The organism is Bacillus sp. HU-1818, from assembly GCF_022695965.1.
GTDB lineage: Bacteria > Bacillota > Bacilli > Bacillales > Bacillaceae > Bacillus > Bacillus atrophaeus.
The window spans coordinates 577,779-602,503 of sequence record NZ_JAAPBE010000001.1 but is presented as its reverse complement, the minus strand read 5'-3'; the positions used below and the strand labels follow the sequence as shown (position 1 = coordinate 602,503).

27 protein-coding genes, 1 pseudogene and 2 riboswitches are annotated in these 24,725 nt (G+C 41.8%); of the genes and pseudogenes, 18 read left to right on the top strand and 10 right to left on the bottom strand.

Annotated features, from left to right (window positions below):
- Positions 1-91 precede the first annotated feature (91 nt).
- Positions 92-203, bottom strand: a riboswitch (TPP riboswitch).
- 102 nt (positions 204-305) lie between these two features.
- The 6 genes from GXP75_RS02805 (at position 306) to mgtE (ending at position 5,745) form a co-directional block, all read left to right on the top strand.
- Complete coding sequence (locus tag GXP75_RS02805) at positions 306-992, top strand: response regulator transcription factor (RefSeq protein ID WP_061571360.1); 687 nt, start codon at positions 306-308, stop codon at positions 990-992.
- Positions 993-995: 3 nt separating this feature from the next.
- Entirely contained in the window at positions 996-2,357 is a 1,362-nt protein-coding gene (locus tag GXP75_RS02800) for a HAMP domain-containing histidine kinase (protein WP_242556081.1), read from the top strand.
- Positions 2,358-2,371: 14 nt separating this feature from the next.
- Entirely contained in the window at positions 2,372-3,052 is a 681-nt protein-coding gene (locus tag GXP75_RS02795; RefSeq protein WP_242556080.1) for a PepSY domain-containing protein, read from the top strand.
- Positions 3,053-3,144: 92 nt separating this feature from the next.
- Positions 3,145-3,660, top strand: a complete 516-nt coding sequence (locus GXP75_RS02790) for a PepSY domain-containing protein (RefSeq protein ID WP_003327363.1) — start codon at positions 3,145-3,147, stop codon at positions 3,658-3,660.
- A gap of 79 nt (positions 3,661-3,739) precedes the next feature.
- Positions 3,740-3,877 (top strand): transcriptional regulator SplA domain-containing protein, encoded by a 138-nt coding sequence (locus tag GXP75_RS02785; RefSeq protein WP_073991393.1) that lies wholly within the window; start codon positions 3,740-3,742, stop codon positions 3,875-3,877.
- A gap of 110 nt (positions 3,878-3,987) precedes the next feature.
- Positions 3,988-4,156, top strand: a riboswitch (M-box (ykoK) riboswitch).
- A gap of 233 nt (positions 4,157-4,389) precedes the next feature.
- Entirely contained in the window at positions 4,390-5,745 is a 1,356-nt protein-coding gene (gene mgtE / locus GXP75_RS02780; protein ID WP_003327359.1) for a magnesium transporter, read from the top strand.
- Positions 5,746-5,790: 45 nt separating this feature from the next.
- Here the strand turns inward: mgtE and GXP75_RS02775 are convergent, their stop codons facing one another.
- Complete coding sequence (locus GXP75_RS02775; protein ID WP_003327358.1) at positions 5,791-6,123, bottom strand: MerR family transcriptional regulator; 333 nt, start codon at positions 6,121-6,123, stop codon at positions 5,791-5,793.
- A gap of 192 nt (positions 6,124-6,315) precedes the next feature.
- Between GXP75_RS02775 and GXP75_RS02770 the strand changes: the two genes are divergently transcribed.
- The 3 genes from GXP75_RS02770 (at position 6,316) to GXP75_RS02760 (ending at position 7,352) form a co-directional block, all read left to right on the top strand.
- Positions 6,316-6,471, top strand: a complete 156-nt coding sequence (locus tag GXP75_RS02770) for a hypothetical protein (RefSeq protein WP_003327357.1) — start codon at positions 6,316-6,318, stop codon at positions 6,469-6,471.
- An 88-nt stretch (positions 6,472-6,559) separates the two neighbouring features.
- A complete protein-coding gene (locus tag GXP75_RS02765; protein ID WP_106045130.1) occupies positions 6,560-6,742 on the top strand; it encodes a Fur-regulated basic protein FbpA in 183 nt (60 codons plus the stop codon).
- Between the two features lie 145 nt (positions 6,743-6,887).
- Positions 6,888-7,352, top strand: coding sequence for a MarR family winged helix-turn-helix transcriptional regulator (locus GXP75_RS02760; RefSeq protein ID WP_010788404.1), 465 nt, complete (start codon positions 6,888-6,890; stop codon positions 7,350-7,352).
- An 82-nt stretch (positions 7,353-7,434) separates the two neighbouring features.
- Here the strand turns inward: GXP75_RS02760 and GXP75_RS02755 are convergent, their stop codons facing one another.
- Positions 7,435-8,538, bottom strand: coding sequence for an MGDG synthase family glycosyltransferase (locus GXP75_RS02755; RefSeq protein WP_242556079.1), 1,104 nt, complete (start codon positions 8,536-8,538; stop codon positions 7,435-7,437).
- 102 nt (positions 8,539-8,640) lie between these two features.
- On the opposite strand from GXP75_RS02755, the gene GXP75_RS02750 reads away from it, so the two are divergent.
- Complete coding sequence (locus tag GXP75_RS02750; protein WP_242556078.1) at positions 8,641-9,192, top strand: YkoP family protein; 552 nt, start codon at positions 8,641-8,643, stop codon at positions 9,190-9,192.
- Positions 9,193-9,220: 28 nt separating this feature from the next.
- On the opposite strand, the gene GXP75_RS02745 is transcribed toward GXP75_RS02750, so the two are convergent.
- Both GXP75_RS02745 and GXP75_RS02740 read right to left on the bottom strand, forming a co-directional pair.
- On the bottom strand, positions 9,221-10,036 hold the full coding sequence (locus GXP75_RS02745) for a metallophosphoesterase (RefSeq protein ID WP_106045127.1): 816 nt from the start codon (positions 10,034-10,036) through the stop codon (positions 9,221-9,223).
- Positions 10,037-10,169: 133 nt separating this feature from the next.
- Positions 10,170-11,741: an alkaline phosphatase family protein gene (locus GXP75_RS02740; RefSeq protein WP_242556077.1), complete on the bottom strand. Its 1,572-nt coding sequence runs from the start codon at positions 11,739-11,741 to the stop codon at positions 10,170-10,172.
- Between the two features lie 207 nt (positions 11,742-11,948).
- Here GXP75_RS02740 and GXP75_RS02735 point away from each other — a divergent pair, with 207 nt between their 5' ends.
- Positions 11,949-13,643 carry a DUF6044 family protein gene (locus tag GXP75_RS02735; RefSeq protein WP_242556076.1) on the top strand — a complete coding sequence of 565 codons (1,695 nt, stop codon included), beginning with the start codon at positions 11,949-11,951 and terminating at the stop codon, positions 13,641-13,643.
- 12 nt (positions 13,644-13,655) lie between these two features.
- Positions 13,656-14,672 carry a glycosyltransferase family 2 protein gene (locus GXP75_RS02730; RefSeq protein WP_242556075.1) on the top strand — a complete coding sequence of 339 codons (1,017 nt, stop codon included), beginning with the start codon at positions 13,656-13,658 and terminating at the stop codon, positions 14,670-14,672.
- Positions 14,673-14,695: 23 nt separating this feature from the next.
- On the opposite strand, the gene GXP75_RS02725 is transcribed toward GXP75_RS02730, so the two are convergent.
- Both GXP75_RS02725 and ku read right to left on the bottom strand, forming a co-directional pair.
- Complete coding sequence (locus GXP75_RS02725) at positions 14,696-16,519, bottom strand: DNA ligase D (RefSeq protein WP_242556277.1); 1,824 nt, start codon at positions 16,517-16,519, stop codon at positions 14,696-14,698.
- 15 nt (positions 16,520-16,534) lie between these two features.
- Complete coding sequence (ku, locus tag GXP75_RS02720; RefSeq protein WP_242556074.1) at positions 16,535-17,419, bottom strand: non-homologous end joining protein Ku; 885 nt, start codon at positions 17,417-17,419, stop codon at positions 16,535-16,537.
- A 129-nt stretch (positions 17,420-17,548) separates the two neighbouring features.
- On the opposite strand from ku, the pseudogene GXP75_RS21555 reads away from it, so the two are divergent.
- Positions 17,549-18,115: pseudogene (locus tag GXP75_RS21555) on the top strand (diguanylate cyclase domain-containing protein); the annotation flags it as partial.
- Between the two features lie 68 nt (positions 18,116-18,183).
- Here the strand turns inward: GXP75_RS21555 and GXP75_RS02705 are convergent.
- Positions 18,184-18,387 carry an MHYT domain-containing protein gene (locus tag GXP75_RS02705; RefSeq protein ID WP_242556071.1) on the bottom strand — a complete coding sequence of 68 codons (204 nt, stop codon included), beginning with the start codon at positions 18,385-18,387 and terminating at the stop codon, positions 18,184-18,186.
- Between the two features lie 9 nt (positions 18,388-18,396).
- Positions 18,397-18,597 (bottom strand): MHYT domain-containing protein, encoded by a 201-nt coding sequence (locus GXP75_RS21550; RefSeq protein WP_396022439.1) that lies wholly within the window; start codon positions 18,595-18,597, stop codon positions 18,397-18,399.
- 115 nt (positions 18,598-18,712) lie between these two features.
- Here GXP75_RS21550 and GXP75_RS02700 point away from each other — a divergent pair, with 115 nt between their 5' ends.
- The 4 genes from GXP75_RS02700 to GXP75_RS02685 all read left to right on the top strand — a co-directional run bounded on the left by GXP75_RS02700 (position 18,713) and on the right by GXP75_RS02685 (position 22,563).
- On the top strand, positions 18,713-19,351 hold the full coding sequence (locus GXP75_RS02700; protein ID WP_242556070.1) for a DedA family protein: 639 nt from the start codon (positions 18,713-18,715) through the stop codon (positions 19,349-19,351).
- Between the two features lie 260 nt (positions 19,352-19,611).
- Positions 19,612-20,406: a TerC family protein gene (locus GXP75_RS02695; protein WP_063637596.1), complete on the top strand. Its 795-nt coding sequence runs from the start codon at positions 19,612-19,614 to the stop codon at positions 20,404-20,406.
- 268 nt (positions 20,407-20,674) lie between these two features.
- Complete coding sequence (gene sigI / locus GXP75_RS02690; RefSeq protein ID WP_003327338.1) at positions 20,675-21,430, top strand: RNA polymerase sigma factor SigI; 756 nt, start codon at positions 20,675-20,677, stop codon at positions 21,428-21,430.
- Positions 21,427-22,563 (top strand): anti-sigma factor domain-containing protein, encoded by a 1,137-nt coding sequence (locus GXP75_RS02685; RefSeq protein ID WP_214914998.1) that lies wholly within the window; start codon positions 21,427-21,429, stop codon positions 22,561-22,563. Before sigI ends, GXP75_RS02685 begins: the two co-directional genes overlap by 4 nt.
- A gap of 1 nt (position 22,564) precedes the next feature.
- On the opposite strand, the gene GXP75_RS02680 is transcribed toward GXP75_RS02685, so the two are convergent.
- Together GXP75_RS02680 and GXP75_RS02675 are read right to left on the bottom strand one after the other, a co-directional pair.
- Entirely contained in the window at positions 22,565-22,759 is a 195-nt protein-coding gene (locus tag GXP75_RS02680) for an alpha/beta-type small acid-soluble spore protein (protein ID WP_003327336.1), read from the bottom strand.
- Between the two features lie 132 nt (positions 22,760-22,891).
- Positions 22,892-23,593 carry a DUF1836 domain-containing protein gene (locus GXP75_RS02675; RefSeq protein ID WP_150223503.1) on the bottom strand — a complete coding sequence of 234 codons (702 nt, stop codon included), beginning with the start codon at positions 23,591-23,593 and terminating at the stop codon, positions 22,892-22,894.
- Between the two features lie 173 nt (positions 23,594-23,766).
- Between GXP75_RS02675 and htpX the strand changes: the two genes are divergently transcribed.
- The gene (htpX, locus tag GXP75_RS02670) at positions 23,767-24,663 is read left to right on the top strand and encodes a protease HtpX (protein WP_106045119.1); all 897 of its coding nucleotides are present in this window, start codon (positions 23,767-23,769) and stop codon (positions 24,661-24,663) included.
- Positions 24,664-24,725: the final 62 nt, after the last annotated feature.

Here is a 24,725-nt window from a genome sequence, read left to right as displayed (position 1 = left end):
CGACCTCCTGGTTGTTTTTAGGAAAATAAAAAACTGCATATCCATAGGGAATATGCAGTCATAGAACGGAAGACGCAAAAAAAGGCGTCGTATCGGTCATCCTGCACTTCCCCACGCTGGTATTATCCAGATCGGGTTATAAGGGATCAAAACGCGTGTTGCCGCGTTTTATCTCAGCCAAAATAGCACCCCTAGTGCTTTCGATATACAATTTTTTATTTTGAAATCATCATAGATGATAAGATAGGATTTGTAAACAGGGATAATCATTTTTTTCATATAGAGCAAGGAAAGGGTGATAGGATTTGGAAAAAGGGCACATTTTAATTGTGGAAGACGAGGAAAAAATCGCCAGAGTGCTTCAGCTGGAATTAGAATATGAAGGATATAAGGCCACGATTAAAGAAACCGGCACTGAGGGTCTGCGCGCTGCATTAGAAGAAAAGTTCGCCTTGGTTCTGCTCGATGTCATGCTGCCCGGTCTCAGCGGTCTTGAAGTGCTCCGCCGATTGCGGAAAACAGACATGCATACGCCTGTTATTTTATTAACCGCGAGAGACAGTATACCTGATAAGGTAACGGGTTTGGACATCGGAGCAAATGATTACGTAACCAAGCCGTTTGAAATTGAAGAGCTTTTGGCAAGAATCAGGGCGGCGCTCCGGCAAAACGGATCAGCCTCTGAAGATCCCGGCACATTTTTATCACTTGGTGATCTACAAGTGAATGAAAAGACGCGTGAGGTCAAACGGGCGGATCAAGAGGTTGAATTAACGCCGCGCGAATTCGATCTGCTCGTATTTTTGCTGAAGCATCCGCAGCAGGTGCTCACGCGTGAACAAATTCTTGCTTCTGTGTGGGGGTTTGATTATTTGGGAGATACAAATGTAGTAGATGTGTACATACGCTATATTAGAAAAAAGATGGACTACCCATACGAAAAACAGCTGATCCACACAGTCCGCGGGGTCGGATATGCAATCAAGGAGTAGACGATGAATCTAAAGACCAAAATCCACCTGTATACATCTTTATCGCTTTTCATATTGCTGATATTGATTCATACGGCAGTGTATCTTATTTTTTCATCTGCCCTGACATCAAAAGATGCCTCAATGTTAGCCGAAGAAACGGCCAATATTGCAGAAGCTCTCCATACCGCTGAATCAGAAGGGGTGGCCCTTGAGGATATGCTCCAAGCATACCTTCCGCCTAACGGGATGGTCAGAGTTGTTGATAAAGACAAAAAGGCCGTTATCACAGTGACAAAAGACAAAGCATACAAGAATTTTCCGAAAGTGTTTCATAGCGGGCAGACCGAAGAAGTGACAAAGCAGAATGGCATGCTGTACGCCGTCGCGGCTGTACCGGTCATTTGGACAGATGGCGAAGTTGTCTCGCTTCAGCTCATTGAAAGAGAGGAGCACACGGAAGAGAGCCTGCTGCTTTTGCGGATTATTTTAATCACGGCAAGCGCGGCGGTATGCATCGCTTCTTACTTTGCAGGCAGTCTGCTGGCGCGACGCATTGTCAATCCAATCAGAAGACTGATGAAGACGATGAAAGATATCCAAAGAGAAAAAACCTTCAAAACGATTTCGCTAAAGGGGCAGTCACACGATGAATTATACCAAATGGGGCTTACATTTAACCAAATGGCGGAGATGCTGAAAGAGCATTATGAAAAACAGCAGCAGTTCGTTCAGGATGCTTCGCATGAACTGAAAACCCCTATCACCGTTATTGAAAGCTACAGCAGCCTAATCAAAAGATGGGGAGCACAAAAACCGGAGGTGCTGGAAGAATCGGTCGAGGCGATTCACTCTGAAGCCATAAAAATGAAAAAACTGACGGATCAGCTTCTCACCCTTGCGAAATACCAGAAAGACATGAAGCTGGATGTGAAAACGATAGATATCATCGATTTGGCCCGTTCTGTTATTCAAACCTTACAAAGCGCCTATGGACGGGATATGATGCTGGAAACCGATTGGGAAAGCTTATATGTGACAGCGGACGAACAACGCATGAAACAGCTGCTGACCATTTTACTAGATAATGCCATCAAATACAGTTCAGAGCCTATTAAAGTTTTGGCCGGGAAAAACCAAGGCCTTCCTTTTCTTATTGTTCGGGATCACGGCATAGGCATACAAAAGCAGCATATCGAACATCTCTTTGAACGCTTCTACAGAGCCGATGAAGCACGAAACCGCAAAACCGGCGGAACAGGACTCGGCCTGTCGATTGCTAAGCAGATTGCTGACGAACACGGCATCGAGCTTACCATCGACAGCAAAGTAAATGAAGGTACGAGCGTAACCGTGCAATTTAAAAGGGGCGCTGATTTGCCATGACGAGGAGGGGTGCAATGAAAAAACGGACCAAAGCTATTTTCACAGCAGGTATTGCGATTATAGCGATAATCATCTGTGTCATCCTCATGATGAACCAAGCTCAGAAAGATGTGCTGTCAAAAGCGGCCATCCAGAAAAAAATCAGTGCCTCCTATGAAGGTGACATTACGGAGCTGGATACATCCTCCGATCAGAAAGCATATCTGCTGACGCTTGAAAATGAGAAAGGAATTTATGAGCTGAAAGCAGATGCGAAAACAGGCGCCATTCTTGATATGGACAGAATCAAACGCATCAACACGCCTTTGATAACAGAAAAAGAAGCAGAACAGCTTGCCTTAGCCAAAACGCCGGGAACTATCACTGAACGCACCCAAAAAAAAGACATTGCCGCATTTACTATTCAAAATGAAGGGGAGACCTATAAGGTCAAGGTGGATAAGCGTGCGAAAACAGTTGTTTCTTCTGAAAAAGTAAGCAAAAAAGGCGATAAACAAGCGACAAAAATCAGCCAAAAAGAAGCAAAGGCCATCGCTGTGAAAGAGGTTGGCGGAAAAGCGGATGATGCGGATCTCGAGGAAAGCGAAGGCACTCTCGTATTTGAAGTGGACATCGATCTTCCGAATGACAGGGAGGCTACGGTTAAAATTAATGCCTACACCGGCCGCATTGTCGGCATCGTGTATGAGGATTAATTTTTTTCTCATCAAATTCTCATCTTGTTCTTTCTTTCCTTTCATCTTCAGTGTGTAAGCTAGACTCATAACGAATGAAGGAGGAATGTAAGATGTTGAAGAAAAAATGGATGATCGGTGTATTGGCGGGTGCTTTAGCGGCAGGCGGATTCAGTTATAACGCCTTTGCCAAAGAAAATAACAGCCAAGTCACACAAAACGGTGTATCATCGGGTGCATTATCTGAAAAAGAAGCTGCCGAAATTGCAAAGACCGTAGTTGACGGAACGGTGGATGATATCGACAAAGAAATGTATGACGGAAAAGAAGCATATGAAGTCGAAATCGAAAAAGCCGGAGAAGATTATGACGTTTATGTGGATATCAATACAAAAAAACCCCTTAATGATCCGTTAAAAGAAAAAGAAGAGCAGGTCAGCCTGACAAAAGAAGAAGCTGAAAAGATCGCCTTAAAGCAAACAAACGGAACAGTGACAGAAAGCAAACTTGATGAAGACGACGGTGTGTACATCTATGAAATTGAGATCAAAACTGACCAGGGCACAGAAGCCGAATTTGACATCTCAGCAAAAGACGGCCGGATCATCAAGCAGGAGCTGGACGACTAAACCTCACACTATGTGAGGTTTTTTTTCTTGATAACGCGCCATCTTTTGGACAATCTAAACGTAAAAGGAGGCATGCCGCATGGACAAAAAAGAAGAACAGTACATTAATCAGGCTGAATACGTTCCCCATCCCACAAAAGAGGGGGAGTACGCGTTATTTCTGCATGAATCGTACCATCTGTTGTCAGAAGAGGACGAAACAGAGCAAACAGAATGAGGGCAAAAGCCCTTATTCTGTTTGCTGCATACAGCCGCCCAACGGATAAATTACTTTTTTAAGTTGACACAGCTTCTTTTTTTCTGTAACCTCAGGTGTGTCAATTACATTACGAACTTCGTTAGGTGAGGCTCCTGTATGGAGATACGCTGCTGCCCAAAAATGTCCAAAGACGCCAATGGGTCAACAGAAATCATCGACATAAGGTGATTTTTAATGCAGCTGGATGTTTTGCGTCCTATGCCATACAGTGCTAAAGCTCTACGATTGAAGGCGACCGCACGCTTATTTGCCGTGCTTTTTTCCCTTCAATCCGGAAGGGTTTTTTTATGCCCTGAAAACGAAATGATCATATAGTAAAAGGAGGTGCGGAGTATGGATTCTCCCCATTCGAGTCAATCTGAAGAAGTTCCCATATACAACAAGACCGCGAATCATTACATGATGAGGAGACGGCCTGCCGCACCTTCTGGCGAAGCCGGCACGTCTCCGTAAAGGAGGTACGAGTCCCGATGGTTCAAAACATGACCTACGATGAACTCATTTTACGCATTATCATTTTATTGAGAGATGGAAAGGTAAGGGACTTCCGCAGCATAATTGATGAACTTCAGCCTTATGACGTGGCTTTTTTGTTTAAAGAAATGCCGGAAAAACACCGAGCCCGCTATTTATCTTATCTGACAGTTGACGATATCACTGATATGATCGGAGAGCTTGAGCGGGAAGACCAGCTCGCCGTTTTAAATAAAGTCGGAAAAACAAAAGCAACCCTTGCAATGAACAAAATGGATAACGATGACCTCGCTCAATTGCTGGAGGAAATGGATGAAGAACTGAAAGAGCAGCTTCTTTCCAGCATGGAGGCGGAGGAGTCAAAGGCCGTCCAGCTTTTGATGAATTATCCGCCTGAAACAGCAGGCCGAATGATGACAAACCGCTTTGTATGGATCCCGCAGCATTACACGGTAAAAGATGCGGTTGTGAAACTGAAAACCTTTGCCGAAATAGCTGAATCCATCAACTACTTGTATGTCATTAATGACAGCAAGCAGCTTGTCGGCGTTCTGTCATACCGCGATTTAATTCTCGGGGAACCGGAAGAAAAGGTTCAGGATCTCATGTTTACCCGGGTCATTTCAGCGGACGCTCTTCAAGATCAGGAAGAAGTCGCCCGCCTGATAGAACGGTATGATTTTCTGGCGATTCCCATTGTGGAAGAAAACAACGTGCTTGTCGGGATCGTAACGGTTGATGACATCATCGACGTCGTGATCCGGGAAGCAGACGAAGATTACGAAAAATTCGCCGCATCAGGGAAAGCCATTACATTTGATACAAAAGCATACGTGGCTGCTTACCGCCGTCTGCCCTGGCTGATTTTGCTTCTGTTTATCGGGCTCATTTCAGGCAGCATCATGAACTTTTTTGAGGAGACGCTGAAGCAGGTCGTCGCACTGGCGTTTTTCATGCCGATGATTGCCGGGATGACAGGGAATACGGGAACGCAGTCACTTGCTGTCGTTATCAGAGGATTATCTAAAGAAGAAATGAATAAGAAAACGATTTTACGCCTGATTTTCCGGGAGCTGAGAACAAGCTTCTATATTGGAGCTGTGTGTTCTGTTTTGATTACAGTAATTGCTGTGGTTTGGCAAGGCAATATGCTGCTCGGTTTTGTAGTCGGTTCGTCTCTTCTTATTACGCTGATCATCGGCACCATGGCGGGAACGGTTGTCCCGATCATCCTGCATAAACTCAACGTAGACCCGGCAATTGCCTCAGGGCCGCTGATTACAACGTTAAATGATATTTTGTCGTTATTAATCTATTTTGGTATCGCTACTGCATTCATTCACTCATTATAAACAATAAAAAGTCCGTCTTATCCAGTAAAGACGGACTTTTATATTTTAGCGGTTTCTATACTTAAAGTGCGCATTAAGCTGACCTTCCAACATTTTTTTCCGCACTTGAGGGTCATTTTTTAATGCCTGTTCTTTCTTGCGCATATCCTTCAGAATCTCTGCCGTCTGAACGCCATCCTCACGCTTATTCGCAATATCCATCAGCCGTTCCACATCTCCGAAAGAATATTTTCTCGTCCCCCTTGAAGAACGCTGGGGATAGATCAGCTTCCGTTCCTCATAATATCTGATTTGCCTTACGGACAATCCTGTCAATTCGCTCACAATTCCGATAGATATCACTTTTTTGTCTTTGTAAGAACGATCTTCTGTGGTCATTTTTCCACCCCTGGATGTCTTTTAATCATAGTATATAAAAAAACGAGAGAAAAAACCTAACGTTTGTTAGATTTCCTGACATGGAATAGAAATTTTTTGAAAAACTACGGAAGAAAAATTAACAAGAATGATGCGCTGAGAAAAACAGCGTTTTATTCTTTATGTAAATAGTAATGAGGAGGAAGGATAATCATGGAGAACGAAAAAGCGGTCTCGCTGGCAAAGGAAATTATTGAATTAGATATCAAACGGGATGAAATGCTTGAGGCATTCATGCAGCTTGCCGGGGACCACGCTTTTCAACTGCTGAGATCCGTCCAAAACGGACTGTACCGTAAATCTTCATAATCAATCGTTTCTTTACATTTGATTCATACTGCATTCACTTAAAACTGGTATGCTTCTTATAGAATACCGAAAAAATAAGGAGGGCGCCATGAGTAATTTTCTAAAAACGGCATTAGAAAAAGAACGAAGCCATTATTCAGAAAAGCTGCACCAAATCGGCGTATATAATAAAGAAGTAATGAAAGAGATGACGATTTCCGAGCTGAGAAGAGAATATGCATACTTTTATCGGAAAATTCCATACGTAAAGCAAAGCCCTTATACAAAATAAACCGTTTGTATAAGGGATTTTTTTGCGTAAAGAGAGCAGGAATTTTACAAAAAACAGCGAATTGAATAATTAGGAGAGATAAGACTCTTATCATATGTAAGGGTTTTCATTATTTTTTTATAAAAATTCTATATACGAGGTAGATATGATGAGATTATCGTTTAACGAAGAAGAAGTTGAGCGTGCGATGGCTTTGTACAAGGTTTTTGCAAGGGCTTTCAAAAGTGTTTCTGAACACAGTATCCGCGACAGTAAAGAGCATGGATTTAATCCGACTGAATTTGCGGTGCTCGAACTGCTTTACACGAGAGGCCCGCAAAAATTGCAGCAAATCGGGTCAAGGCTGCTGCTTGTCAGCGGAAACGTCACCTATGTAATTGACAAGCTCGAAAGAAACGGATTTTTGATCAGGGAGCAGGACCCGAAGGACAAGCGCTCCGTGTACGCGCATTTGACGGATAAAGGCAGCGCTTACCTAGATAAAATTTACCCGGTCCATTCGCTCCGAATTGCGAGAGCGTTTTCAGGACTTTCGCCTGAAGAACAGGAACAGCTGATTGGCTTGCTGAAAAAAGCAGGTATTCACAGCCAGCATTTGCTGTTCCGTTAAAACTTGGCTTTTCACACTCTCTATTTAGGGAGTGTTTTTTATTGCTTGGCACCAGAATCGTATTCCTCTTTCGGCCTATCCTCTATAGAATTATTTTTCCGATCATTTCACGAATATCCCAATCAGACATTTCAAGAAGGTGCTGACTGACATGTTCCTGATAATGTCTGACATGTTCACTCGATTGAAAAAATGACAACAGCTGATCTTCTATCGGCTGTTTTTTCCAATTTTCTAAGCTGATCACAAGCCGGCGTTTTTTTAACAGATTCAAATTCATTTCTTCCTGACCCGGCAATGCGTGATAAATAAAGGTCGGCAGCTTTTTTTCGATGCATTCGCTAACAGTAACGCCGCCGGGTTTCGTGATGATACCTGAAGCGTGCTGATATAAATGATTCATTTCAGCTTTGCTGTGAATGTAAGGAAGAGCTTCGAGCAAAGGATTGTGTAAACTTTTCACATAGCGGTAGAGCTTTTCGTTTTTCCCGCATAAGATTTGGTAGGAGATATTTCCGCCGGGCGATAGCTCTTTGATCAGCTTAAAAATTCCTCCGACTCCCATACTTCCGCCTGTAATCATAACGGTGTAACGGGGAAGGTTTTTCTCGGCTTGTGTAAGCTTTGGCTCCGCTGTGGAAGATCGATCAATCGGTATCCCGGTAAGGAATATTTTCCCTTCATCAACCCCTTCAGCTATGAGCTGTTCTTTTATATCTTTGATCGGTACAAAGTGATAATCGATATTCTGTCTGCCCCATACCTGATTGACAAAAAAATCAGTGTAAACGTTCACGACTTTCATAGCCGGGAATTCTCGTTTTAGTTGATTGAGCAAGTAGGAAGGCAGGGCGTGGGTGCAAAACACGAGATCAGGCTGCTTTTCCTGGATCAGTTGTTTCATGCTTTTCAAAAACAGCCATTCATACATCACATAACGTTTCTTTGTTTCATGTTGTCCGCAGGCCATTAGATGATAAATCCAGCTGTATGTTTTTGGGAAATGTTGTATCCACTTTAAGTATGTGATAGAGGAAAGCTTTTCTAATCGTTTATAACGATGGGAAAAAATATCAATCTTTTCTGATTGAAGCGACCTGAGACTGAGTTCAATCTGAAGCGAATCGGCCGCATGATGATGACCGGTTGAGATGCTGAGAAAAGGAAAAATCAATATGTTTGTCATGCTTGTCCTCCTTCAGAATAAAAAACGATTTCCATCTATATTTTTTTACGAATCATCACAAAATATAAGTGTGTTTTTTAACAGATAAGGAAGGTGAAACATATGAGGAGCTGTTTCCTCTCAATTTGGGGCATAATTGATCCGATTTATTACTTTTTTTCGAGGTTAACGGTGATTGATAAAGAAAAACAAAGTGTTTTTCGCGTCAGGTTAACGAGGTATAAAGGCGCTCAAATTATATTAAACGACGGAACGAAGATTAAAAAAAATGATGTGTTAGTCAAAATCCATCTTCATAACATCAAACTGATGAGAGAACTGCGGACCATTGAGAGCGCAGTCAGAAAAGGAATGATCATTTATCAAAAGGTTTATATTTCTATGCCGCTTTTAGTTGACTATATCAGCAAGCATAAAAAAAGGGATGACATCAAAGGAATTATTGGAATCACCATGCTCCATAAAGGAGTGGAAAGACTCGGTTTTGAAGTCGTTAAACCCTCTAATCACTTTTACAGGTTTTTTAAAAAGGTGACACATTTGCCGATTTTCTATTTAACATCAAAGCAATTTAACGCTCAAAGCATTCCGAATTCATATTACTTGTTAATTTCAAAGGAAAAGCTCCAGCAAAAATATCAAAAAAGAGGCTGATGCCTTTTCTAAAGGCCAGCCTCTTTTTTTATGATATTTGATGGAAGGTTACCTCAGGACGGCTTCCGACACGGATATTAACGCCGGTCTGGCCCAGCCCCTCACTAATATAAAAAGGTTTATCGTGATGATAATGCAGCCCTTTTATCATATTCATTCGAACAAGTTTTCCCATTTTCACCATATGGTAGGGCTTAGGCCAATGAATTTGGCCTCCGTGAAAATGCCCTGAGAGAAGGTAATCAAAACGGAACTTTTCCATATCCAGCACAATGTTTGGATCATGTGTTAAAACAAGATGATACCCGTCTTTAAGTCCCTTATACGAATCGATGATATTGCTTCGTTTCGTGCTGTAATCATCAATTCCGATTATATTTAAAAATCCTTCTTCAGTCTGAATCTGCACGTGTTCATTTTGAAGCGTTCTGCACCCGTGTTCTTCTAACACTTGTTTCAGTCTTTGAAAATCATTTTCTTTTAACACATAATCATGATTTCCAAAAACCGCGTACATTCCATATTTAGGTTTCAATTCTTGCAGCGCGTCCAAGTAGTTCGCCAGCTTTGGAATGTTTCGTTTTCGATCAAGAAAATCCCCCGTTAACGCGATGATGTCTATTGAGTTTTTCTTCGTTAAATCCAAAAGCTGTTCCGGTGAAACGGAAATGTTTTCTAAATGAAGGTCTGATAAGTGAAGTATCGTTAATTGCTTCTTAGATGCACCGGCTTTGTTCTGGTTGACTGTAATTGTGTTCACCTTAACATCTTTCGTATTGTGAATCGCTCTATATATAAAAGGTATGCTGAGTATAATAGCCAAAGAAAGTAAGAATATAAACATTCAATATCTCCTCCCTTCTACCAGTATAACGTGATGAAACTGTAATGATAGCGGGAAATATTGGGCTTGAGAAGAGAGAAAAGAGAAAAACACGATTCTTTTCAAAAGAATCGTGAGTGGTGTCACAAGAATTTTATTCCTTCGTCAGCTTTATAAAAAAGTCTTTTAAATCTGTATGCCGAAGGTGCTTAGGAGTTTTATCAGAGCCAACAATTATCATCGGAGAATATGTGTCCGTTTTGTGCAAAGACCCGTGACCGGCTCCGCCGAGGTGGGCAGGGGATTTTTCACCGACAAATTCAAATCCCGGTTTCGCATCGGCAATAAGATAACGGCCCTTATGAGAATGAAGCGCTCCATAAAGGCGGGCCAGCGCATCGGGATAGTCGCCGTACCGGATAACTTTATTCGCTGCGGAAAGATCCAGCACCGACAGATCGCCTTCCACATTCCATGTTTGATTATATTTGTCCTTATAGGACCCGTTCGGCTGAAAACGAAGTGACTTATTTGATTCTCCTGAAGTTACATAAATCCAGTGATTTTCTTTCCATGCCGTAAAGTTCATTCTCGGATCCTTATTCAGTTTAGAAGCAATATCGGAAAAAGCGATTTTTTGATCTAACAAGTAAACAAAAGCCATTCGTTCGTTTACTCCCAAAACGAGCTGGTCATTTTTAGACGGCGTTTTGCTTAATTTAGGAATGCGGTAGTCCTTTAACAGCGTTTTTAAACGGATTAACGCTTTGTGTTTGTCGTTCCCTACTGCGGCTTGTCCGCTGTCTCCCATCACAATCCATATTGTATTTTTTAAAGCCTCATCCCATGAACCATATGTATTAAACATATCTTGAATCTGTTTATCCATTTTTTCAACCGCTTTGATATCCATCGGTCCATTCTTGTGAATGGAATGGTCTAAGTCTGGCATGTAGGCCAAGGTAAGAGAGGGCAGTTTCTTTTGTTTGATGAGATAGTTCATTTCTTGAGCAGTGAACGTATCGTTTAAACCGTAGCCTTGCCATAAATGGTTAGACCGATTGTGCGGATTTAATTGGGTAAATCTGCCGAACGATAATAAAAAAGGTCCCTTTGTTTTTAATTTTTCAGGCAATAACTCAAACATGTCTAACAATCTTGGCGCGTTCAACTCATGCTCGGTATTCCCACGGTAAATGAGCCCGTTGATGGAGGCAGACTGTTTTCCTTGTTTATCCAAAGCTTCATGAATCGTTTCGGCCGATTGGTTCAAATGTTTATTATTTAAATTGTACATGCCGTCTTTCAGTGACTGTTTAAGGCCAAGCGCCATCAATTCTTTTTTATCACTGCCGTAGTTAACCAGTCGATTTTCATCTTCGTTATACCACACCAGACCTGGAAGGTGGTGAATATTTGAATAAGATCCGGTCATCAGTGTGCTGTCTATTGTAACAGACATCGTAGGATAGGCACTGACCATTCGAGGGAAATAATGCCCATTTTCCATTAAGAATGAAAGTGCCGGTGCCCGATTTTCTTTAATCGCTTTTTGTAAGGGTTTGTCCATCAAGGAATCAATGAGAATGACAACCACGGGTCTTGAAGAAGGACGAATGGCATCTTTTTGTTTTTTCGTTAATCCCGGATACGGTTTCAGCATAATATACGCTCCGACAATCAATGCAATGATAACGGCCAGCGTGATAATCTTGATTTTATTCAAATGGTTTCATTCCTTTAATCCAGTCGTCTTTCTGTCAGTTCTTCTTTCGTATATTTCGTAAATCGTGTGCGAATTATACTGAGGCACTTTGTTTTTTAGAATTTATTGTCATCTGATGAATTTTATAGAACGTAATAGAGATAATAATGTGTGTTACATGATGAAAGATCGAGAGTTGCTAAAGAAAACAGTATGGGTGTGTAAGCAATGTTTATTTTAGAACGACTGAAAAAGAAAGAAATAATCTATCTGTTTATTGCCTTATTTCTGCTGTTGCTATATGTATCGCCCCTTTACATTTTAAAGGAAGATGCCCACATACGCGTACATGATAATCTGGATTCTAATATTGCCTGGTATAAAGTGCTGGCTGAAAGCGGAGAAATAAACGGAGAGGTCGACGCAACGGTTCCCCAGATTATCAATGGGCTGCCTCGTGATGCTTATGGAACAGAGTGGAGCGGAATCGTTTGGCTGCATGCGCTGTTCCCTTCGATGACAGCCTACGCTTTAAGTCAAACCATTACTAGAGTGGTCGCTTTTTTCGGCATGTATCTGCTCCTAAGGAAGCATTTTATCTGTGATGAAAAAGCCTATCTGATTCGTATTGGCGTATCACTCGCGTTTGCCTTAACGCCTTTTTGGCCTTCCGGAATGCTGAGTACACTTGGATACCCGCTGGCGCTATGGGCCTTTTTAAATATTCGGAAGCGGGATTTCTCATGGAAAGAGTGGATCACCCTTGCCCTGCTGCCTCTTTATTCTAGTTTTGTACTGGGATTCTTCTTTTTCCTTGCAGCCGTTGCATGTCTCTGGCTGTACGATGTGATTGTCAAACGAGATTGGAATCTGCCGTTTTTAGGAAGCATTGCTTTTATGACAGGCATTTTTCTGATGGTCGAATATCGGCTTGTCTATTCAATGATAAATTCACAGGAAACGATGCATCGGGTTGAATTTGTATCATCAAGGCATGAATTTTGGCATTCCATACGGCTGTCCTTGAAAAATTTTATTTTAGGACATAATCACGTGATGACAGTCCATACCTTTATTATTCTTCCGATTCTTTTGCTTGTGTTCGCTATTGTTTTATGGAGACGAAACAAAACACAGCTAGAGAAAGTATTTCTTTTTTTGTTCATCTTCAATTATGCGCTGTCGTTATGGTATGCGTTTTGGTTCAATAAAATTTGGACTGTGCCGAAGGAGAAATTTGATTTTTTAGCGGCTTTTAACTTTGCGCGGTTTCATTTTTTGCGCCCATTAGTCATTTATCTGAGCTTTGCCATTGCCTGCTATCTTTTATGGCAGATGGGGAAGAAGTGGAAGATATTCGTATCTGCAGCTCTAGCCGCCCAGCTGATGGTATTGGTCCCTTTTAATGAAGAATATACGTACGGCGTTCACTATCACGCCCCGACATTTCGTGAATTTTACGCAACTGAACAATTTAATGAGATCAAGGAGTATATCGGACTTCCGCAAGACACTTACCGTGTCGCGAGCATCGGCCTTCACCCGGCGATCTCCCAGTATAATGGCTTTTACACACTGGACACGTACAATAATCTCTATCCGCTTTCATACAAATATCAATTTCGGAAAATAATCGCCAAAGAGCTGGAAAAAAACGGGCGGTTGAAACGATATTTCGATGAATGGGGCAGCCGTTGTTATGTATTTGTCGATGAACTCGGAAAGCGTTATAACTTTAAAAAAAATTCAAACAAGAAAATCAAACATCTCGAATTAAATACCGCAGTGTTTAAAGAGATGGGAGGACGCTACATTTTTTCTTCAGTTCCCATTCTGAACGCGGAAAGGAACCAGCTTGAATTCGTGAAAAAGTTTGACCATGAAGACTCTGCCTGGAGCATTTATTTATATGAAGCCAAATAAGGAGGATACATAGTGATACAGCCACCGCCATTATTAACGATTGTCGTTCCTTGTTATAACGAAGAAGAAGTCTTTGAAGAGACAAGCAGACAGCTGACTTCCGTTTTAAACAGTTTAACAGCTGAAAAATTAATTTCAGAAGAAAGTAAAATATTATTTGTTGATGATGGAAGCCGTGATCGAACCTGGTCTTTGATTGCCATGGAAAGCGTTAAAAACAGCAAAGTCACCGGTTTGAAATTAGCATGTAATGTCGGGCATCAAAAAGCGCTTTTAGCCGGCTTGCATAAGGCAAAGCACCGCTCTGACTGTGTGATTTCGATTGATGCCGACCTGCAGGACGATATCTCGGTGATCCGTGAATTTATCTTGAAATTTCACGAAGGCTGTGAGATTGTATATGGCGTCAGGCGCAGCCGGAAAACTGATACCTTTTTCAAACGCACAACAGCTTTAGGTTTTTATCGGTTAATGAATAAGCTCGGTATTCAGTTAATCTATAATCATGCCGACTTTCGTTTGATGAACAAAAGGTCTCTTGATGAACTCGGACGCTACCCGGAGGCCAACCTGTTTTTACGCGGTATCGTTCCTATGATTGGATTCAAATCGGCAAAAGTGATGTATGACCGGAAAGAACGCGTTGCAGGAGAAACAAAATATCCTCTTAAAAAGATGCTATCCTTTGCTTTTAACGGAATCACGTCCTTTAGTGTTGCGCCGATCCGATTTTTCACTTTGATAGGATTTTTGTTGTTTTTGTTGAGCGCAATGGCGGGAATTGGCGTTATCATTCAAAAAATGCTTGGCTATACGAATGCAGGGTGGGCATCGCTCATTATTTCAATCTGGTTTCTGGGGGGATTGCAATTGATGGGGATCGGCATTATCGGCGAGTATATAGGAACCATATTTACTGAAGTCAAAAGGCGCCCTAAGTATGCGGTTGACATTGATTTGTACTCCGAACCTCTGAGCCCGTTACAGCGGCAGGAAACTGAACGATTATTAGAGAAAAAATACAGTTAAAGGAAAAGAGCTGATCAGGTGAATCAGCTCTTTTTCTTCAGCTGCTGCAAAATCGCTGTCAGCGGTTCATCTTGCGGATTCCGGTAAAAATCATAAAAGGGGCATCCCTGTTCCTTGACTCGCTTGACGACGGTATCAATCGTAAAAGAGGCGGGGGTTAAGGATGGTTGCACTTCACTCCAATAAAGAGGCGCTGCCACTGTGCCCAGCTCGTTTCCCCGGGTGGAATAAGGACAAATGATTGTTTTCCCTTCCGCATGCTGCAAATAATCAAGATACAGTTTTCCATGTCTGTTTTTGATGAAGCGTTCGGTTGTGAACAACTCAGGAAACGCGTTCGTGCAGTAATCAGCAATCAGCATGGTGAAGCTGCGCGTTTCTTCATAAGAAAAGGCTTCGGGCGACAAAGGGATATAGAGCTGGATGCCTTTGTTGCCGGAAAGCTTCGGAAACGATGCGATGCCGAACGAGTCAAATAATCGTTTCAGCTCATGAGCCGCGTGAACGGACATGAGAAAATCATCCTTTGACGGCGGGTCTAAATCAATCACAATTTCTGACGGGCGGCGGCTGGATACGGTTTGAAAAGGAACGTGGAATTCCAGGGCGAGCTGATTAGCGAGCCATAACAATGTGGAAATATCTTCACAAACAATATGTTCATGGCTGCCGTCAAAAAAGGAATGAACAAAATCCGGCGTGTAATCCGGCTTATTTTTTTGAAAGAAAGATTCACTCTTTGACCCGTGCGGAAACCGAATAACAGTCACAGCCCGGTCTTTGAGAAAAGGGAACAGAAAGTCACTGATTTCAATGATATACGTAATAAAATCCTCTTTCGTCCGCTTCTTTTTTTCAAAAATGACTTTATCGAGACTTGTGAATTCCAGCTTAGGGTGCAATGTTTTTGACTGGCGCACCATTTGTCCGTAAGTGCATGCCCGAGGCTCCATATCGAATTGAAAGGAAACAAATGACACTTCCCGCAGGGTGCCTTTTAATATCGTTAAATATTGAACAGTCAAACAAATCGAAGGTTCAAGCGTATATTCGCCTGCCTGCGTTTTTGTGCCGTGCGCTTCCATAATAGATCGAATTGCGTTTTTTTCTTCATCACTCATTCCGTGTGATACAGAGGCGACGGGAGTTATTTTCCCGTTTTTAAAAACAGATACCGTCACATATCCGTTGTTCGGATTAAATCCTGTTAAACAAACATGCGCCTTTTTAAAATGTTTAAACTTAAGCCAATCAGGAGTCCTTTTTTTCTCTATCCATTTGCTTCCTTTTTTCTTCGCGACAATTCCTTCTCCGTCATACTTTTGCACTTGCTCCCAAAGCGGTTTAAAATGGGCGTGATCAGGAATATATTGAATGGTTTCCTTTGCCAGATGATCTACAGTGACGGGAAGTGCAGCGGATCTCATCAGCTCGGAAAGCTCTCTTTTTCGCTCGGTATATGGAAGAGACGATATGTCGGTTCCGTCCCTTTCCAAAAGATCGAAGGCGAGAAAGCTGCAAGGGCTGCTGTCCGCCAATTTTTTGATTGCCTCCGGATTTTTCATCCGTCCGCGTACTTGAACGTGTTCAAAATCAGAGCGGAAGGGGTTTATCAAAAATACAATTTCTCCGTCAATTGTTAACGGAAGGCTTTTATTCATTTTTTGAAACACATTTTCTGCGTATTGTGTAATTTCCGGAAACGTGCTGTTGAAAAGCTGCCCATTTCTGCTCGTTAATGTAACACCTGACTCTGTCACATGAAGAATACACCGAAATCCGTCATATTTTACTTCATAGCGCCATTCGTCTCCTTCAGGCGGTAACGAGGTGAGAACAGGCTGCATGGTGAGCGCCGCCAATTATGATGTGCCGGAGGCTTTTTTTCTAGTCGTTTTCCGCTTTTTTTCTCCGGCTCCTTTCGGTGCGGCAGGCTTTGCTGGCGGAGAAGCAGCTTTGTCTTGATTCGGCCGTTTAGTCCGGTCGATGCTTGCCTGAAGAGCGCTGACCAAATCGATCACGTCTTCTCGAGGAGCGGTTGTACCAGGTGTGACGGCTGTTTCTTTATTTTCCAGCTTGTCGTTTATTTTTTGCATGATGGCTTTCCGGTAGGTATCTTCATATTGTTCAGGCTGAAAATCAGTTGTCAGCTCATCAATTAATGTGATGGCCGTTTGCAATTCTTTATCATTTACATTCGATTGATCAGGAACACCGGGCACATGGGCAGCGCTTCTGACTTCATCCGGGTAATGAATGGATTCCATCAGGATACAATTTTCATACACACGGAGAACGGCAAGCTGCTGTTTAGACCGGATTGTAATGGTTGCGATCCCGATTTTTTCGGTCGTCCTCAGTGCTTCCCGAAGGAGAGTGTAGGCTTTTGAGCCATTATCGCCGGGACCAACATAATAGGAGCGGTTAAAATAGATCGGATCAATTTCCTTCAGCTGAACAAAGTCGACTATCTCGACTGCTTTTTCTTCGTGTTCCTGTTTTAATTCTTTCAGCTCTTCATCTGTAAGAACGACATATTTGCCCTTCACATATTCATATCCCTTAACGATTTCATCGGGAGCGAGAGTCTTTTCGCAGCTCGTGCATTTTTTTTCATACTTGATCGGTGCGTGGCACTCTTTATGGAGGCTGCGCAATTTAATATCCTTATCTTCCGTGGCTGCGTAGAGCTTGATCGGAATATTGACAAGGCCGAAGCTGATAGAGCCCTTCCACATCGTATGCATAAAAATAAACCCCTTTTTTCATTATTGTGCAAGGCATGGGCTATATTCATGTATAGAAACTTATGGATGCAAAAGACACCGGAACTCATAAAGCGCCGGCTGTTTCAGAAAAAAGTGTCCAAGCTGATCTTTCAGTCTTTAATCATGCACAATGTTGACGCTATTTTCATTTTATCTCTAACAGGGGAAATGATCTGTTTCAATCGTGCAGGCAAGGATATTGTTGACATCAAAAGGCGTATTCGTTCGGTTCTCAGCGGTTTTATTCTGCAAGTAAAAAAAGACAAACAAGCGATCAAGAGAGATGTTGATCTGACAAAAGAAATATGAATGTTTCATCTTAATGGAACGTTGAATCGCACCAATGCTCTACAACAAGAAACAGCCGTGTTTTTTAGATTTAAACAGGTTCAAAATCATCAATGACACTTTAGGGCATAATATCGGTGACCAGCTGCTTCAGCTAACGTCAAAGCGTCTTTCTTCCGCCATCCCCGACAATGGATTTATCGCCCGCTTAGGCGGAGATGAATTTATTATTATTTTGACAAACACCAATACAGACACAGATGAGATAGATACGTGGCCAAAAATTTGATTGAGCAGTTTGAAATGCCATTTATGATTCAGCGGCACCAATTGAACACTTCAGTCAGCATAGGCATCGCCGTATCCCCCAGAGACGGAATAGATGGGCCTTAAGCTCATGACTATATATCACAAGGCGCTCAGATATTTTTTAAAACGTCACCAAAATAAAATTTTTAAGGAGAAGAAAGCAACTGCATCGCCGCCAAGACAGAAGCCGTGATTAGAAAAGGATCATACACAATAATTACCCGGGAAATGGAATCTATGCCTATAAAATGCATGGAAGCGATAGAAACCCGCATTATAAGCGCACCGGTGAAAAATCGGTAAAAAGCCATCATACCGACAAATTGCATGGCCCAAATGCCAAAGCCCATAATGACAGATCACGCGAACAGCCAAAGTTTACTTTTTAAACCTGTTTTAAATGTGACTTTCTTTGATATTTCAAGCGATGTATATGAGGCAGCACAAGCGATAATAATAGATAAAAGTATAAATACGCTATTATAATGTATTTTCGTTTCTAAATTAAATGCTGTGTATACAGCAGTCTGATTTAAAAAATAGAAAAGCACAAGTGCCATTGGTTTTTATTACTTTAACTATATAAAAATATGTTAAAATCATTCTGATGTTTTGCCTTCTGACCAAAAAACGAATGTGTGATGTATTATAGAATAGATAAAGTAAGGGGAAGTGATGATTATCGAAGCATTAGTTATGCAACTGATAGAGGCATTTAAAAGTTTATCTTATTTTGGAATCTTTCTGGCGCTCTGTATTGAATTTATACCGGCTGAAATCGTGCTTCCGCTTGCGGGCTATTGGGTATCGAAAGGTGATATGACGCTTATCGGAGTCATAATAGCAGGATCTCTCGGAGGAGTCGCGGGACCGCTCACATTGTATTGGATCGGGAGATATGGCGGAAGGCCGTTTCTTGAGCGGTTTGGGAAATACATATTTATAAAGCCTGAGGCGCTTGATAAGTCGGATCAATTCTTTCGAAAGCACGGCGGTTTTGTGGCATTCAGCGGGCGATTTCTGCCGGGGGTCCGTACGCTGATCTCCATACCGTGCGGAATAGCTAAAATGAATGTCTGGGCGTTTTCGGTTTATACATTTTTAGCTATGCTTCCGATCACGTTTGTTTATGTCTATTTAGGTGTGAAACTCGGACAAAACTGGAAAGAAGTAGGCTCAATTCTTGATCAATATATGCTGCCGGCCGGAATATGTATTGTTTTGGTGTTTGCCATCTACTTATTTATGAAAAAAAAGAAAAAGAAGAGCAAATCTGAAAATCTTTCTGTATTTTTAAATAAAGATAAGCATTGACAAAAGAAATGGCAGCGATTATTATTATCTTATAATTTAAATATTTCTTGAAATCCCAAAGGGGAGTAGCGTCCGGAAATACCGGAAACAAAGTCGTCAATTCATGGATCACATCCATCGGCTTTGTTGGCATGCCTGTTGTTAATCATGTCTAGCAAGACCTTTGCCTTATGTCGGCAAAGGTCTTTTTTGTATGAAAATACCTGCCGGCATAAGATCGGATGAGAGAAAGAAAACAACTTATTGGGAGGGTATTTTATATGGATGCAGCATTATTATTAGAGTATGGTTGGGTTCTTCTCGTTTTGATCGGGCTGGAAGGTATTTTGGCCGCAGATAACGCGTTGGTTATGGCCGTAATGGTAAAACACCTGCCGGAGAAACAAAGAAAAAAAGCATTATTTTACGGCCTTGCGGGTGCGTTTGTTCTGAGGTTCGGATCTTTGTTCGCCATTTCGTTTTTAGTGAATGTATGGCAGGTTCAGGCGATCGGCGCCGTTTATTTACTGTATATCGCCATCAGCCACCTGCTGAAACGATTCGTATTTAAAAAAGAAGACAGCAAGAAAATTCCGAAACAAAGCGGCTTTTGGCCGACAGTCTTAAAAGTGGAGCTTGCCGATATCGCCTTTGCGGTTGATTCGATTTTGGCCGCCGTCGCGCTTGCAGTCACACTTCCTGCAACATCACTTCCGCAAATCGGAGGTCTTGACGGAGGACAATTCATCATTATTTTGGCCGGAGGAATCATCGGACTTATCATCATGCGTTTTGCGGCATCAATGTTCGTTAAGCTATTGAAAGAACGTCCAAGCCTGGAAACCGCAGCATTTGCCATCGTAGGATGGGTAGGGGTCAAGCTTGCATTATATACACTTGCTCACGAGGACATCGGGGTTGTATCTGAGCATTTTATTCATTCAGGCACATGGAAGCTGATTTTCTGGCTGGTATTGGCGGCCATTGCTGTTTGCGGCTGGTTTATGTCAGGCGGAAAAAAACAATCTGAAGAATCATTGGAAGAACAAGAAAACGGCAAAAGAGAAAGGGCGTAAGCTATCGTCTCTGCTTTTAACGAAGCAGAGATTTTTTGTGTTTAAAACGCTTCCATGCCCGACATATGATGACATTTTATTAACAGCTTTGTTACAAAAACACTTCCTGAAACCCCCTTAATTCTTTATAGAAGCACGAAATCATGTATAGGACATCTTAATGGTTTTGTCATATTTGAGACAATGGAAATCAATTTCTCTTTTTCTTCCTTTGCGAATCCCTATCAAATTAGCTATCATTAATGAGTAGTTATAGGGAGGAACTGAGGTGAAACCAGTGCTTAGCCTTTTGTTTAAATTGGGAAGAAAGAAACAAACGCTTGAGAAATCTGTTGAAAGCATCCAAAAAGGCAATAAAGAACTTCAAAATGAATTAATACAGCAGTATAAGCCTTTTATCGCCAAGACGGTTTCATCCGTTTGCAAACGATATATAGATGAAAAAGACGATGAGTTCAGCATCGGGCTGATCGCATTTAACGAAGCAATCGAAAAATATTCAGCTGAAAAAGGCAACTCGCTGCTCGCATTCGCAGAGCTTATTATAAAAAGAAAAGTAATTGACTATATCAGAAAAGAAGCAAGAAACGCGCAAAATATTAATATGGATTTACAGGAGGGGGACGATCAGGAATCTTCACAAAGCCTGATTGAAGCGGAGCTTTCTATTGATGAGTACCACCGCCTGATAGAGCAGGAGCAGCGTCGTGAGGAAATTCTCTATTTCCAAAAGCAGCTCAAAGAGTACGGTCTTACTTTTCAAGAACTGCTCGACCATTCGCCAAAGCATTCAGACGCAAGGCAAAATGCCATAAAGGTTGCGGTTACGCTTGTGGAGCATGAAGAATTAGCCGCTATCCTTTACCAAAAGAAGCAGCTGCCGGTAAAACAGCTGGAGCAGCTCGTCACAGTGAGCAGAAAAACAATTGAACGAAACAGAAAATATATTATTGCCATGTGCATTATTATTACAGGTGATTATGTGTATTTGAAAGATTATCTTAAAGGGGTGCTGCACTCATGAGAAGAGGGATCATAGTAGAAAAAAATAAAAAATCTGTCACGTTGCTGACCCCTGACGGACAATTTTTAAAAACAAAAAATGATCGCCATAACGGGGAAATCGGAGAAGAAATTATGTTTCCGAGTGAGACGCGTATGGGCAGAAGGGCCAGCTTTTTTGATATTCTCAGACTGCGCCCTTTCAAAATGGGGATTTTTACGATGACTGCTATTATGCTTTTTATTTTTATGGTGCTCCCTGTTTTTTCAAACAACAAAGCCTATGCGTACATGACAATTGATATTAACCCGAGCTTTGAGATGGCTTTGAACAGCGAATACGAAGTAATTGAGCTGACGCCTCTGAATGATGAAGGAAAACGGATTGTCAGTGATATTAATGATTGGGAGAAGTCTGACTTCAAGCAGGTTATTGATGCTATTATTACCGATTGCAGCGAACAAGGATATGTAAAGGAATCCAAAGAAATTTTGATTTCCACAGTATACGAGAACACAAAAGATGATACATATAAATCAGGCGTGAAAAAACAACTGAGTGACGTGACAAACAAATATAAGAAAACATACCATATGGAATCCCTTGAATCCGATTTGGATACAAGAGAAAAAGCAAAAAAGGAAGGAATGTCTACAGGCACTTATATCAGACAAAACGAAAAGAAAAACAATAAAGAAAAGACGGATGAGGATTCAAATAACGATGATCAAAATGATACAGAGAACGAAAAAGAGTCTGTAAACGAGGGGGATAATCCGCAAACAGACCAGGAAAACAGCCAAAAAGAAGACAGTGAGCAATTAAACGAGTCGGATTCAGGCGAACAGAAAGAAGAGTCGACAGATCAAGATGATCAAAAAAACGATAAAGATACGAATGTAAATGAATCAGAAGAGAAAACAAATGCAGAAAAGGATGGGGAAACAGAGCAAACCCCAACACAAGATCCTCAAGATAAAGGAAAAGATGAAGAGTATAAGGGCAAGCATGACAGCCGGGAATATAAAAATGGGAAGCGGGAAAGAGGGGAACATGATTCTTCATACCACCGGAATCCTAATGGCTATAGAAACGGCAGCGAATCAAATCAAAATGAAAATTCGCCGAGAATTCCCGGCGAATATGCCAATTGATTTATTTGTTTTGTCCGTTTAATTGTGATTGTGCTTGCTGTACAAGACGCTTTGTCATTTCTCCGCCTACAGAGCCGTTAGAACGCGCTACTGTATCAGAGCCAAGATTAACGCCGAATTCTTGAGCTACTTCGTATTTAAATTGGTCTAGTGCCTGCTCAGCCCCTGGAACAACGAGTTTATTTCTGCTCGCCATCTTTTTCATCTCCTTTTCTCTGGAAAGATTCTTTACGCATGATTAGTTTGAAGTGAGATCCTTCTTTTTATGCTGGCAATTGTTGTGGTGAAAGTAAAAAACCCGGCATAACGGCCGGGAACGAGGGGCTTACTATAGAATGTCAGAAGTCATTTGGAGCGCTGTCGCCTGGATATGAAACGATAAAACAGAGAGTACGGTCACCGCGATAATCTGCCTTATTTTTTTCCATTGCGTATCATTGAGCTCTTTAAAGCGGTCACGAAGCAGGTCTGTTTGCTTTTCAACAAGCGGCTGCAATCTGGATTCTTTCAATGATGTGCTTACTTGATGGTGCATGAAATCAAGCACGAGGGCGCAGCTTTCATAATAGGAGATCGGGCTGATAATATCATCGGTTCTGTCCGTAATGGTGTTAAAGACAACTTTTAATATGGCGCGAATGCTTTCGAAGTCATAAATTGATTTTAAATCCCGTACAATTAAAAGAATGACAACTTGTTCAATCGAATACTTTTTGCCTAGCTCAGGATGGCCCATCAGGTCTTTGATATCTCGTTTGACCCAATTTTGAATTGCCGTCGATTTTAATGACGTGAGCTCGCACAAATTTCCAAGCTCAACGATTTCATTAGTGGACAATCCATATTCTTTTTTCTGTTTTTTTCGTTCGTATCTGGTAAGAAATTCAGGGATATAAAGATGATTTTCCGCTTCTTCTAACGTCATATTCGCTGATTTGATCAAAACTTGAAGAGGGCTTGTTTCACCTTGTCCTTTTAAGGCGTAAAGCAGTTTGACCATTTCCGTTCGAGTGAGTTTAAAAGTGTTCATCATTCACCTCATGATTCATTTTGACGCAGTAAAATTAAGAAATAGGATTTCATTTGCTTATGCGCCAATTTTCAACATAAACATCATACGTCTAAATCCTTGCATTTTCAAATGGATGATTTATAATTTAATAATATACAGGTTCATTAGAACTTAAAATGTCGGAGGTAATTATGGCGAAAAGAATATTTCTGTTTATTTTAACAAATATTTTGGTCATCACAACTATTGGGATTGTGCTTTCCATCATTGGCGCGGCCACAGGCGTCGGAACGTATTTCACAGGTGATGGCCGGATAAATGTAGTTGCGCTACTGGTCTTCAGTCTTGTCGTAGGCTTTGTCGGTTCCTTTATGTCCCTCCTGATGTCCAGGTGGATGGCGAAAATGATGATGGGCGTCAGAGTGCTGAACCCAGAGAAGCAAGCGCTAAGCCATGATGAACAGCAATTGGTCGACCGGGTACACAGATTGTCGCGTACCGCAGGTTTAACGAAAATGCCTGAGGTTGGGATTTATAACTCATCCGAGGTTAATGCGTTTGCTACGGGGCCGTCAAAACGCCGTTCCCTTGTCGCTGTATCTTCGGGCCTTTTGCAGCAAATGGATGACGCTGCGGTTGAAGGCGTGCTTGCTCACGAGGTGGCTCATATCGCCAACGGTGACATGGTGACGATGACGCTTCTCCAAGGTATCGTGAATACGTTTGTTGTGTTCTTATCGCGTATCGCAGCTTGGATCGCAAGCCGTTTTGTAAAAGAAGACCTTGCCCCGATTGTTCATTTCATCGCGGTGATTGTGTTTCAAATTGTGTTTTCGATTCTCGGGAGCCTCGTGGTTTTCGCATACTCGCGTCATCGGGAGTTTCATGCTGACCGCGGAGGAGCGGACCTTGCCGGAAAGGATAAAATGATTCATGCCCTGCAAACGCTGAAACATTACTCTTCACGCGTGGTAGAAGAGGAACAGACAGCAGTGCAGACTTTGAAAATCAATGGGAAAAAGCATTCTTCCCTTTTCTCCACCCACCCGGACTTAGACGAAAGAATCCGCCGTTTGGAAGCTAAATAAATGAAAACTTCTATCACCCTTTGAACCTTGTTCAGAGGGTTTTTTTATTAAAAAGAACACAA